Source organism: Betaproteobacteria bacterium, assembly GCA_009377585.1.
Lineage (GTDB): Bacteria > Pseudomonadota > Gammaproteobacteria > Burkholderiales > WYBJ01 > WYBJ01.
Window position 1 is genome coordinate 90,607 of the sequence record WHTS01000010.1, and the last position, 11,751, is coordinate 102,357.

Consider the following 11,751-nt stretch of genomic DNA (forward strand, 5'->3'; position numbering starts at 1 on the left):
CCGCGCTGCTGCTCGAACCCGCCGCGCTGCTGCTCGAACCCGCCGCGCTGCTGCTCGAACCCGCCGCAGCGCCGCTCGAACCCGCCGCAGCGGCAGCCGATTCGGGCGCGAACGCAAGCATCCGCAGCAGCGTCATCGTGAAGCCGGCATAGTCGTCCGGAGCAAGCACGATGTCTGCCCGTCCCTGGTTGACGATCTGATAGTAGAGTTGCACCTCTTCGGGGCTGAAGCATTGCGCCAGGCGCTCGATCTCGCGCGCGTCGGCATCGTCCGCCGCGATCGCCCCGGGCACGATCTGCACGAGCGCGATCCGATGCCACAGGCTTGCCAACTCCTGCAGACCCTGTTCGAACGCGAGCCCGTGTGCCGCCATGGCATCGGCCTCACCGATCAGCGCCGGCCCGTCGCGTTGCGCGAGCGCCTCGGCGATGCGATGCAGATGCTCCCGCCCGACCAGGCCCAGCATGGCGGCGACCGACTGCGCGCTCACACTGCCTGCGCCATGTGCGATCGCCTGGTCGAGCAGCGAGAGCCCATCGCGCAGGCTGCCACGCGCCGCCTGGGCCAGCGCGCCGATGGCCGCCGGCTCGTACGCTATCGACTCGCTCTCCAGGATCGTGGCAAGGCGCGCACGAATCTGCGCCGGCGGAATTTGCCGCAGGTTGAACTGCAGGCAGCGCGAAAGCACGGTGACCGGCACCTTCTGCGGATCGGTGGTCGCGAGCACGAACTTGACGTGCTCGGGCGGCTCCTCGAGCGTCTTGAGCATCGCGTTGAACGAATGCCCCGACAGCTGGTGCACCTCGTCGATGACGTACACCTTGTAGCGCCCGGCAGTCGGCGCATAGAGCGTGTTTTCCAGGAGCTCGCGCATCTTGTCGACCTGCGTGTTGGACGCTGCGTCGACCTCCAGCAGATCGACGAAGCGGCCGGCGTCGATGCCACTGCACGCGCCGCATTCCCCGCACGGAGTTGCGCTTACGCCTCGCTCGCAATTGAAGGCTTTGGCCAGGATGCGCGCCAGCGTCGTCTTGCCCACGCCGCGCGTGCCGGTGAAAAGGTAAGCATGGTGCAGGCGCTGTGTGCCGAGCGCGTTGGCCAGCGCCTGCACGACGTGCTCCTGCCCGACCAGCTCGGCGAACGTCTTCGGGCGCCACTTGCGTGCCAGGGCCTGAGTCATCGTGCGCGCGGTTGCTTGCGAGCCTGCATCACGTCCGTTCGGCAGGCGTCCACCGGCCGATCAGAAATGATATTGCAGGCGTACCTGGTGGAATTCGATTCCCTGGTTCGGTTGCTTGATGCCGGCATTCGACAGGTGCTGATAGCGGTAACCGACGTCGAAGGCGTGCCGCGTGCCGAAGCGAACTCCGAGGCCCAGGTGATCGCCGAACTGGAACTTGGTGCCGAAGCGTCGTTGAGGGCTCAGCGAAGTGTGCGACAGCAAGTGAAAGCCGATCGCGGCTTCCAGGTACGGCGCGACCGCGCCGGGATGGCTCGGCTGCAGGCGAAACACCGGGGTGAAGCCGAGGTCGGTGATGCTGTTGTGGGTTTGATTGCGACCGTCGTTGTCCCAGTAACCGAGGCTCAGGTCCCAGTAGCCGCCGACGTGCCAGTTGGAGCCCAGCGGCCAGCGCCAGGGCCAGTTCCACTGCACGCCGACTCGCGCCATGTCGACCGAGGCGTTGGAGGAATTCGACGTGCCGAACTCGACCGCCATTCCGTCGACGGCTCGCGCTTGCGCCACCCCAAAAAAGAGGCACGCGAGAAGGCACAAGACGCGCATGGTTCGATTTATTCTCCCTGGGCAACGCGCGAATCATAGCGAATCGAAGGTGGCGAGCCTAACCCCCGGCACTTGCAGAGAATAGCTGTGGCTGCTTCCTTCCGGACCTGACCAGATTCACTACCATGCAATGCGGGGAGGCCCGCCACCGTCAAGTATGCCCGGAAACCCGGCTGCGATCCACCTGCACGCACCGGTGCGCTCAATGCGCCGGTTGCGGCGGATGCGGCGGATGCGGCGGATGCGTCAGGCGCTCGGTCATCGCGATCGCGAGCGCCGAGACCACGAAGGCGAGGTGAATCAGGGTCTGCCACATGAGCGTCTTGTCGTCGAGCGACGGCGCGTTGATGAAGGTCTTGAGCAGGTGGATCGAGGAGATGCCGATGATGGCAGTGGCGAGCTTGACCTTGAGCACGCCGGCGTTGACGTGCGAAAGCCATTCCGGCTGGTCCGGATGGCCCTCCAGGTCCAGTCTCGACACGAAGGTTTCGTAGCCGCCGACGATTACCATGATGAGCAGGTTGGCGATCATCACCACGTCGATGAGACCCAGCACGATCAACATGATCTCGGTTTCCTGGATCGTATTGGCCGTGCTCACCAGGTGCCACAGCTCGATCATGAACCGGTAGACGTATACGCCTTGAGCGATGATGAGGCCGAAATAAAGCGGCGCCTGCAGCCAGCGGCTCATGAAGATGAAATTCGGCAACGGCTTGATCGGCCTGTAGGGTGTGGTGGGTGTGGTCGTTTCCATTCGCTTCTTGCAGGATGAGGTACGCAAAGCGCCGCTTCGACGGCGCGCGCAGTGTACCGCAAGCCCCTGCCCGGCCCAATCCCCTCGGCAAATGGTGAATGGCGGCTGTGGGCTGCAAGCCGGCCGGGTCGATCCACGGCACGCGAGCTGCGGCGGGCTTTACAGCACTGGTCAATAGTGCTTCCATTGACTCGGTTTGGGCGTCGCGGCGGGCCGGGGAGGCACGTGAGGCAAGGCACGCGAAGCAAAGCGCCGGATCAAGGCTGAAAGAGGAGATTCCCATGTCGACCATCTTGTCCATCCTGCAGGAAAACCGCATCTTTCCGCCGCGCGATGCGTTCGCCCGGCAGGCGAACATCCCGGGCATGGACGCGTACAAGAAACTGTGCGACGAAGCCGAGCGCGACTATGCAGGCTTTTGGGCCCGTCTGGCGCGCGAGAACCTGCTCTGGCACAAGCCTTTCACCCGCTCGCTCGACGATTCCAATGCGCCTTTCTTCAAGTGGTTCGAAGACGGCACGCTGAACGCCTCGTACAACTGCCTGGACCGCCACCTCGAGACCCAGCCGGAAAAGACCGCGATCATCTTCGAGGCGGACGACGGCAAGATCACGCGCATCAACTACCGGAACCTGCATCGGCGCGTGTGTGCGATGGCCAACGGCTTGAAGAGCCTTAGCATCAAGAAGGGCGACCGGGTCATCATCTACATGGGAATGAGCATCGAAGTCGTGGTCGCGATGCAGGCCTGTGCCCGCATCGGCGCGATCCACTCGGTGGTCTTCGGCGGCTTCTCGGCCAAGGCGCTGCACGAGCGCATCATCGATGCCAGTGCGGTCGCAGTGCTGACCGCCGACGAGCAGATGCGCGGCGGCCGGGCGATCGCGCTCAAGGCCGCGGTCGACGAAGCCATCGCGCTCGGCGGCACCGACACGCTCAGGCACGTGGTGGTGTACAAGCGCACCGGCGTTGACGTGCAGTGGGTATCCGGTCGCGACCTGTGGCTGCACGATCTGGTCAAGGATCAGCCGGAAACCTGCGAGCCGGAGTGGGTCAGCGCCGAGCATCCGCTGTTCATCCTCTACACCTCGGGATCGACCGGCAAGCCCAAGGGCGTGCAGCATTCCACCGGCGGCTTCCTGCTGCAGGCCGTGCTGACGATGCAGTGGGTGTTCGACTACAAGCCGAGCGACGTTTTCTGGTGCACCGCCGACGTGGGCTGGGTTACCGGCCACACTTACGTCTGCTATGGGCCGCTGGCGGTGGGCGCGACCGAGATCATGTTCGAGGGCGTGCCGACCTACCCCGATGCCGGCCGCTTCTGGCGCATGATCCAGGACCACAAGTGCACTGTCTTCTACACCGCGCCGACCGCAATCCGATCGCTCATCAAGCTCGGCGCCGACCTGCCGAAGCAATACGACTTGTCGTCCTTGCGCATCCTGGGCACGGTGGGCGAGCCAATCAACCCGGAAGCCTGGATGTGGTACTACCAAACCGTCGGCAGCGAGCGCTGTCCCGTCGTCGATACCTGGTGGCAGACCGAGACGGGCGGCCATCTCATCAGCCCGCTGCCCGGTGCGACGCCGCTCAAGCCCGGTTCGTGCACGCTGCCTCTGCCCGGCATCATCGCCGATATCGTCGACGAGACCGGCAACTCGGTGGAGCGCGGCAAGGGCGGCATTCTCGTGATCCGCAAGCCCTGGCCGTCGCTGCTGCGCACGATCTGGGGCGATCCGGATCGCTTCCGCCGCACCTATTTCCCGGACGATTTCAAGGGCAAGCTCTATGTCGCGGGCGACGGTGCGAGCCGCGATGCCAACGGCTATTTCACCATCATGGGCCGCATCGACGACGTGCTGAACGTCTCCGGCCACCGCCTGGGCACGATGGAGGTCGAATCGGCGCTGGTATCGAACCCCAAGGTTGCCGAAGCGGCCGTGGTCGGGCGGCCCGACGATCTCACCGGTGAGGCGATTGCCGCTTTCGTAGTGTTGCGCCAGACGCGCCCCAGCGGCGCGGAGGCCGGGCGCATCGCCAGCGAGCTGCGCGACTGGGTAGCCAAGGAAATCGGTCCGATCGCCAAGCCCAAGGACATCCGCTTCGGCGAAAATCTTCCCAAGACGCGCTCGGGCAAGATCATGCGCCGGCTGCTGCGCTCGCTCGCCAGAGGCGAGGAGATCAATCAGGACGTCTCCACGCTCGAGAACCCCGCGATCCTCGATCAGCTGAAAGAGGTGAGCTGAGGGGGGACGAGAGGAGTCGGCCTCGAACCCCTCCCGCCTCTGCTTCCAGCCCGCATGCGCGAGCCGAACATCGACCCGCAGAAACTGGTGGCGACCTTTCTGCTTGGCGCGGTGCTATTCAACTATCCGATCCTGTCGTTGTTCAACAGGGCCGCAGCAATCCTCGGCATCCCGGTCGTGTACGCCTACATCTTCCTTGCTTGGGGCGGCCTCATAGCGCTTACGGTCTGGATCGTCGAGCGCAGGCGCTGATGTCGTAAGGCCAGGAGAGCCGGCGATGCTGCAAGGTTGGGTGGTTGTCCTCGCCTCCTTCGCCTATCTCTGCCTGCTGTTCGCGATCGCCTTCTACGGCGACAAGCGCGCCGATCAAGGCCGCTCGATCATCGCGAATCCTTATATCTATTCGTTGTCGTTCGCCGTCTACGCGACCGCCTGGACGTTCTACGGCAGCGTCGGGCGGGCAGCGGGCGACGGCATCGGCTTTCTGCCGATCTATCTCGGGCCCACGCTGATGGCCGTGCTGTGGTGGCTGGTGCTGCGCAAGATCATCCGCATCAGCAAGGTGAACCGCATCACCTCGCTCGCCGACTTCGTCGCCTCGCGCTACGGCAAGAGCGCGCTGCTGGCGGGCCTCGTCACCGTGATCGCGGTCCTCGGCATCCTGCCGTACATATCCTTGCAGCTGAAAGCCATATCCAACAGCTTCACGATCCTCGTACAGTACCCAGCCATCGAGATGCCGAGCATGCTGGGCTCGGTGACGATCCTGCAGGACACGGCTTTCTACGTCGCGATGATCCTCGCCGGCTTCACCATCGCCTTCGGCACGCGCCATCTCGACGCGGCCGAGCGCCACGAGGGGATGGTGGCGGCGATCGCCTTCGAATCGCTGGTGAAGCTGCTGGCATTCATCGCCGTGGGCGCGTTCGTCACCTTCGGCATGTTCGACGGCTTCGCCGATCTTTTCACCCGCGCACGAGCCGACGAGCGCATCGCACCGCTCATGACCCCGTTCGGCGGTGTCGACAGCTATGCGAGCTGGACGTGGCTCACGGTACTGTCGATGCTCGCGATCCTGTTCCTGCCGCGGCAGTTCCAGGTGGCCGTGATCGAGAACGTGGACGAGAAGCACGTGCGCACCGCGATGTGGCTGTTTCCGCTGTACATGCTGGCTATCAATATCTTCGTGCTGCCGATCGCGTTCGGCGGCTTGCTCAACTTCCCCCATGGCGGGGTCGATGCCGATACCTTCGTGCTCACGCTGCCGATGGCCGAGCAGCAGACCGGGCTCGCCCTTCTCGCCTTCATCGGCGGCCTTTCCGCGGCCACCGGCATGGTGATCGTCGAGACCATCGCGCTTTCGACCATGGTATGCAACGACCTGGTGATGCCGGTGCTGCTGCGCAGCCGGCGGCTGCGGTTGAGTGAGCGCGCCGACCTGTCGAACCTGCTGCTCGACATCCGCCGCTGGGCGATCGTCGTCATCGTCATGCTGGGGTACCTGTATTTCCGCCTTGCGGGCGAGGCCTATGCGCTGGTCGCGATCGGCCTCATCTCGTTTGCCGCCGTCGCCCAGTTCGGGCCGGCCGTGCTCGGCGGCATCTACTGGAAAGGCGGAACCCGCGCGGGCGCGCTTGCCGGGCTGAGCGCAGGTTTCGCGGTCTGGGCATACACGCTGCTGCTGCCGGCATTCGCGCGTTCGAACTGGCTGCCGGCGAGCTTCATAGAAAGCGGCCCGCTCGGCATCGAACTGCTCAAGCCCTTGGCGCTGTTCGGTCTGGCCGGCCTGGATCAGACCACTCACGCGATGGTGTGGAGCATGCTCTTCAACGTCGGACTCTACGTTGGCGTTTCGCTGCTCACCCGGCAAAGCGCATCCGAGCACAACCAGGCGGTCCTGTTCGTGGATGTCTTCCGCCGCACGCGCGAACCGATGCGGTTGTGGCGCGGGACGGCGTCGGCGCTGGAGCTGCAGCGTCTGGTCGGACGTTTCCTCGGACCCGACCATGCCGCCGATGCGTTCGCGGCGCTGGCACGCAACCGCCGCGTCGAGGCGCCTGCCGAGTTGCCAGGCGACGCGGAGACGGTGCAGTTCGCCGAGCGCTTGCTGGCCGGCGCCGTAGGCGCAGCCTCCGCCCGCGTGCTGGTGGCTTCGGTGGTGGAAGAGGAGCCGCCGGGAATCGAAGAGGTGATGAACATACTCGACGAAGCTTCCCAGGTCATCGCGTACAGCCATCAGCTGGAGGAGAAATCGCGCGCGCTGGAAGCGGCCACCTCGGAGCTGCGCGCGGCCAACGAGCGCCTGACCGAGCTCGATCGGCTGAAGGACGACTTCATATCCACGGTGAGCCACGAGCTGCGCACGCCGCTCACTTCCATCCGTGCGCTGTCGGAGATCCTGCACGACAATCCCGACCTCGAACGCGCGCAGCGCGTGCGCTTCCTCGGTATCGTCATCAAGGAATCCGAGCGCCTGACGCGTCTCATCAACCAGGTGCTGGACCTCGCCAAGATCGAATCCGGCAAGGCCGAATGGCACCATGCCGAGGTGGATCTGCGCGAAGTGATCGAGGATGCGCTCGCCGCGACCAGCCGATTGTTCGACGACAAGAACATCGCGCTCAACACCGACCTGGCGGCCGAAATCCCGCCGCTCGTGGTCGATCGCGACCGGCTGGTGCAAGTGCTGCTGAATCTGCTGTCGAACGCAGTCAAGTTCTGCGAAGCGGGCAGCGGTCGGGTGCGGGTATCGATGCAGCGCCACGGCGACCAGGTTCGGGTCGATGTCGCCGACAACGGCATCGGCATCCGGCCGGAGCACCGCGAGCTCGTGTTCGAAAAGTTCCGCCAGCTCGGCGAGACAACCAGCGGCCGGCCGCAAGGCAGCGGGCTCGGGCTCGCCATCTGCCGCCAGATCGTAAACCACTTCGGTGGCCGCATGTGGGTCGAGAGCGAACCGGGCGAAGGCTCGATCTTCAGCTTCACGTTGCCCATCGCACCTTCGGTGGAAGGCAGGGCAGCTGCGTGAGCACCAGGCCGAACGCCAAGCGCGTCCTCATCGTCGAGGACGAGCCCAACATCGTCGTCTCGCTCGAGTTCTTGCTCACGCAAGCGGGCTACGAAGTGCACATCGCAACCAGCGGCGACGACGCATTGCGCGCCTTGCAGTCCGTACGCCCGCATCTCGTCCTGCTCGACCTCATGCTCCCGCTCGTGAACGGCTTCGATATCTGCCGGCGGCTGCGCGCCGACCCGCAGCTTGCCGACACCAAGGTCGTCGTGCTGACCGCCAAGGGACGGGCGAGCGAGATCGAGAAAGGGCTTGCCCTGGGCGCGGATGCTTACGTCACCAAACCCTTCGGGACGCGCGAGCTGATGGCCACGGTGCGCGCCTTGCTGCGGCCATGAAACCGGCGCGCGTGCACCTCCGGCAGCACTGGATCGCCGCAGCACTGCCGTGCGCCGGGCGCGATCGCTCGAACAGGCTCGGATGCTGCAGCCACGACTCGCATTGGACGACCGTGTGAGGACGCAGGTGGACGCGGAAGAGGGCTGTTACGACGTGGCTTCGAGTGCGTACCCGCGCCCGTACAGAGTCTTGACGGCGAGCCCACTGCCCTCGATCTTCCTGCGCAGGCGGTGGACGTACACCTCGATCGCGTTGGTGCCGACGTCGCGATCGTAGCTGTAGATCCGCTCCACCAGCTGCTCCTTGCTCACGACCTTGCCCAGCCGCTGCAGCAGCGATTCCAGCACGGCGGTTTCGTGCATCGAGAGATCCAGCGCGCGCTCGCCGATGCGGGCGACCCGCTCGACCGTATCGAAATCGAGCCTGGCCGCGCGGATGGTCGGATTGGCCGAGCCCTTGCCCCTGCGCAGCAAAGCACGTATGCGGGCGTGCAACTCGTCGAGCGAGAACGGCTTCACCAGGTAATCGTCGGCGCCCAGATCGAGCCCGTGCACCTTGTCGCCGGCCGATTCACGGCCGGAAAGGATGAGCACCGGAATGCGGCCATCATGCTTGCGCAGGCGTTTGAGCACGTCGTAGCCGTCGAGCTGTGGCAGCCCGAGGTCCAGGATCAGCAGGTCGAAGACGTTGCTACGTAAGGCCCTATCCGCGAGCGCGCCGTTTTGCATCCAGTCGACCGCGTACCCGCTGTGGGTCAACGAGTAGCGCAGCGCTTCGCCCAGCGCCACATCGTCTTCGGTGATCAGGATACGCAAAGCTCGCTCACTCCCCCGCACTTCCATGCCATGGGCAGCCACAGGCAACCCTAGACAAGCGTGGTATTGCGATGCAAACAGCGATCCGACAGGATTCTGTAAGAGTCTTTGGCTAGATTGGCTAAAAATATAACAAACGATCGGCGCAGCGCAACTTCGCGAGCGACCGATTCCCTACAACGAACGGCGATTGGAGGGTTTATGCAGTTGACCGAGAAACATCGTGAGTACTGGCGCAAGAACCTCACGATCACCTTCATCCTGCTCGCAATCTGGTTCGTCGCCACCTTCGTCGAAGGCTGGTATGCGCGGGAGCTGAACCAGCTGAGCTTCCTCGGCTTTCCGCTCGGCTTCTACATGTCCGCGCAAGGTTCCCTGATCATCTATGTCGTGCTCATCTGGACCTATGCGCTCTACATGAACCGGCTCGATCGCGAGTACGGCGTACAGGAAGGGGAGGAAGACTGATGGCTTCCCAAAGCCAGTCGGCGTTCTACAGCCAGCTCAAGCGCTACTACAGCATCTACACCGGAGGCTTCGTCGCCTTCATCATCGTGTTGGCGATCGCCGAGCAGCTCGGCCTGCCCAACCGCTGGATCGGCTACGGCTTCCTGTTCGCGACCATCCTGCTGTACGCCGTGATCGGCATCACCAGCCGCACGGCCGAGGTAGCGGAATACTACGTCGCCGGCCGCCGGGTGCCTGCGCTGTTCAACGGCATGGCGACCGGCGCCGACTGGATGAGCGCGGCCTCGTTCATCGGCATGGCAGGAACGCTGTACATCGCCGGGTTCGACGGGCTGGCGTTCGTCATGGGATGGACGGGCGGCTACGTGCTGGTCGCGCTGTTCCTCGCACCGTATCTGCGCAAGTTCGGCCAGTTCACCATCCCCGACTTCCTGGGCGCGCGCTACGGCGGTAACATCGTACGCACGATCGGCATGGTCTGCGCCATCCTGTGCTCGTTCGTTTACGTGGTCGCGCAGATCTACGGCGTGGGCATCATCACCAGCAAGTTCACGGGGCTGGAGTTCGGCGTCGGCGTGTTCGTAGGTCTGGCCGGCATTCTGGTGTGCTCGTTCCTGGGCGGCATGAAGGCTGTCACCTGGACCCAGGTCGCCCAGTACATCATTCTCATCGTCGCCTACCTGATCCCCGTGGTGTGGCTGTCGGTGAAGCACACCGGCAACCCGATTCCGCAGATTGCGTATGGGCAGGCGCTGCAGAAGGTCACCGAGCGTGAGAAGCAGCTGACCTCCGACCCGAAGGAGCAGGAGGTTCGTGCGATTCTCAAGGGCCGGATGGATGCGGCGAACGCGGCGCTGAAGGAGCCGGAGAAGGCGTTCGGCGAGCAACGCGCTGCGCTGGAGCGGCGCGTGAGCGACCTGAAGGCGCAGAACGCTCCGGCAAGCGAGCTGAGCGCAGCCGAAGCGGCGCTGGCCGCCTATCCCAACGACATCGACGCCGCCAAGACGCAGTGGACCAAGGACAAGGGGCTTGCGGCGCGCGCCGCGCCTCCGCGCCCGCACGCCACTCCTTTTCCCGGAAAGGATGAGGCGGCCCGGGATACCGCGCGGCTCAATTTCCTCGGCATCGTGTTCTGCATGATGATCGGCACCGCGGCCCTGCCGCACATCCTCATGCGCTACTACACCACGCCGAGCGTGCGCGAAGCCCGCAAGTCGGTGGGATGGTCGCTGTTCTTCATCTTCCTGCTCTACTTCACCGCGCCGGCGCTCGCCGTGCTCGCGAAGTTCGACGTCTACCACTTCCTGGTCGGATCGAGCTTCGCCGAGCTGCCGGTCTGGGCGGCGAACTGGGCCCAGGTCGATCCGACGCTGTTGTCGATCACCGACATCAATCGCGACGGCATCGTGCAGCTGGCCGAGATCGTGCTCGGGGGCGACATCATCGTGCTGGCGACACCCGAGATCGCCGGATTGCCCTACGTGATATCGGGATTGGTGGCGGCCGGCGGACTGGCCGCGGCGCTATCCACCGCGGACGGTTTGCTGCTCACCATCGCCAACGCGCTCTCGCACGATCTCTACTACAAGATGATCAACCCCAACGCCGCCACCAAGGCGCGTCTCGCCGTCGCCAAGGGCCTGCTCCTCGTGGTCGCGGTGATCGCGGCATACGTCACCTCCCTCAAGCCCGGAAACATCCTGTTCCTGGTCGGTGCGGCGTTCTCGATCGCCGCCTCCTCGTTCTTCCCCGCGCTCGTGCTCGGCGTATTCTGGAAGCGAGCCACCAAGTGGAGCGCGATCATCGGAATGCTGGCCGGGTTGTGCGTCTGCCTCTATTACATGTCCGCGACCTACCCCTTCCTGCGCGATCTGCTGGGCGTCACCACACCGATCGATCAGCTGAAGTGGTTCGGCATCAACCCGATCTCGGCCGGCGTGTTCGGCGTGCCGATCGGCTTCGCAACCATCGTCATCGTCAGCCTGCTCACGCCTCAACCCTCGCGTGAGGTGCAGAACTTGGTCGACCACGTGCGCTACCCCGTGCTCGCCGGCGATATCGATACGCGCGCGACCTGATCGAAGGAGGAGGAAGTCTCCAGTTCGAGCCCGCCTTCTTGGCGGGCTTTTTTTGCCCTCGCGCGACCGAAGAGTGGGGGGCCATCTGCTAGAATTCCCCGCTCCGGAGAGATGGCCGAGCGGTCGAAGGCGCACGCCTGGAGAGCGTGTATACGTGAAAACGTATCGTGGGTTCGAATCCCACTCTCTCCGCCA

The 11,751-nt window shown here is 64.5% G+C and carries 9 protein-coding genes, 1 tRNA gene, 1 other RNA gene and 1 pseudogene (1 of these 12 only partly in view); 7 read left to right on the top strand and 5 right to left on the bottom strand.

Features of this window, described 5'->3' with window-relative positions; genetic code table 11:
* The 4 genes and pseudogenes from GEV05_05885 to GEV05_05900 form a co-directional block, all read right to left on the bottom strand.
* A pseudogene (locus GEV05_05885) lies at positions 1-1,180 on the bottom strand (DNA polymerase III subunit gamma/tau) (it extends 698 nt beyond the left edge of the window).
* A 60-nt stretch (positions 1,181-1,240) separates the two neighbouring features.
* Positions 1,241-1,783, bottom strand: coding sequence for an outer membrane beta-barrel protein (locus tag GEV05_05890; GenBank protein MPZ42925.1), 543 nt, complete (start codon positions 1,781-1,783; stop codon positions 1,241-1,243).
* 48 nt (positions 1,784-1,831) lie between these two features.
* Positions 1,832-1,930, bottom strand: an RNA gene (ffs, locus tag GEV05_05895) — signal recognition particle sRNA small type.
* 55 nt (positions 1,931-1,985) lie between these two features.
* A complete protein-coding gene (locus tag GEV05_05900; protein ID MPZ42926.1) occupies positions 1,986-2,540 on the bottom strand; it encodes a TIGR00645 family protein in 555 nt (184 codons plus the stop codon).
* Between the two features lie 281 nt (positions 2,541-2,821).
* On the opposite strand from GEV05_05900, the gene acs reads away from it, so the two are divergent.
* From acs to GEV05_05920, 4 genes are read left to right on the top strand one after another with little or no spacing between them, the layout of a single operon-like run.
* Positions 2,822-4,786 carry an acetate--CoA ligase gene (acs, locus tag GEV05_05905; GenBank protein MPZ42927.1) on the top strand — a complete coding sequence of 655 codons (1,965 nt, stop codon included), beginning with the start codon at positions 2,822-2,824 and terminating at the stop codon, positions 4,784-4,786.
* Between the two features lie 54 nt (positions 4,787-4,840).
* Positions 4,841-5,038 carry a hypothetical protein gene (locus GEV05_05910; protein ID MPZ42928.1) on the top strand — a complete coding sequence of 66 codons (198 nt, stop codon included), beginning with the start codon at positions 4,841-4,843 and terminating at the stop codon, positions 5,036-5,038.
* A gap of 25 nt (positions 5,039-5,063) precedes the next feature.
* A complete protein-coding gene (locus GEV05_05915) occupies positions 5,064-7,814 on the top strand; it encodes a histidine kinase (protein ID MPZ42929.1) in 2,751 nt (916 codons plus the stop codon).
* Positions 7,811-8,194, top strand: coding sequence for a response regulator (locus GEV05_05920; GenBank protein MPZ42930.1), 384 nt, complete (start codon positions 7,811-7,813; stop codon positions 8,192-8,194). Before GEV05_05915 ends, GEV05_05920 begins: the two co-directional genes overlap by 4 nt.
* Positions 8,195-8,341: 147 nt before the next feature.
* Here GEV05_05920 and GEV05_05925 read toward each other — a convergent pair whose 3' ends face one another.
* Entirely contained in the window at positions 8,342-9,010 is a 669-nt protein-coding gene (locus tag GEV05_05925) for a response regulator (GenBank protein ID MPZ42931.1), read from the bottom strand.
* A 201-nt stretch (positions 9,011-9,211) separates the two neighbouring features.
* Between GEV05_05925 and GEV05_05930 the strand changes: the two genes are divergently transcribed.
* The 3 genes from GEV05_05930 to GEV05_05940 all read left to right on the top strand — a co-directional run bounded on the left by GEV05_05930 (position 9,212) and on the right by GEV05_05940 (position 11,751).
* Entirely contained in the window at positions 9,212-9,478 is a 267-nt protein-coding gene (locus GEV05_05930) for a DUF4212 domain-containing protein (GenBank protein ID MPZ42932.1), read from the top strand.
* A complete protein-coding gene (locus GEV05_05935; GenBank protein MPZ42933.1) occupies positions 9,478-11,556 on the top strand; it encodes a cation acetate symporter in 2,079 nt (692 codons plus the stop codon). The genes GEV05_05930 and GEV05_05935 overlap by 1 nt, the downstream gene beginning before the upstream one ends.
* Positions 11,557-11,661: 105 nt before the next feature.
* Positions 11,662-11,751, top strand: a tRNA-Ser gene (locus GEV05_05940).

Coding starts and splice junctions, on each gene's coding strand:
- GEV05_05890 (MPZ42925.1), bottom strand. CDS start 1,783: ATGCGCGTCTTGTGCCTTCTCGCGTGCCTCTTTTTTGGGGTGGCGCAA.
- GEV05_05900 (MPZ42926.1), bottom strand. CDS start 2,540: ATGGAAACGACCACACCCACCACACCCTACAGGCCGATCAAGCCGTTG.
- acs (MPZ42927.1), top strand. CDS start 2,822: ATGTCGACCATCTTGTCCATCCTGCAGGAAAACCGCATCTTTCCGCCG.
- GEV05_05910 (MPZ42928.1), top strand. CDS start 4,841: ATGCGCGAGCCGAACATCGACCCGCAGAAACTGGTGGCGACCTTTCTG.
- GEV05_05915 (MPZ42929.1), top strand. CDS start 5,064: ATGCTGCAAGGTTGGGTGGTTGTCCTCGCCTCCTTCGCCTATCTCTGC.
- GEV05_05930 (MPZ42932.1), top strand. CDS start 9,212: ATGCAGTTGACCGAGAAACATCGTGAGTACTGGCGCAAGAACCTCACG.
- GEV05_05935 (MPZ42933.1), top strand. CDS start 9,478: ATGGCTTCCCAAAGCCAGTCGGCGTTCTACAGCCAGCTCAAGCGCTAC.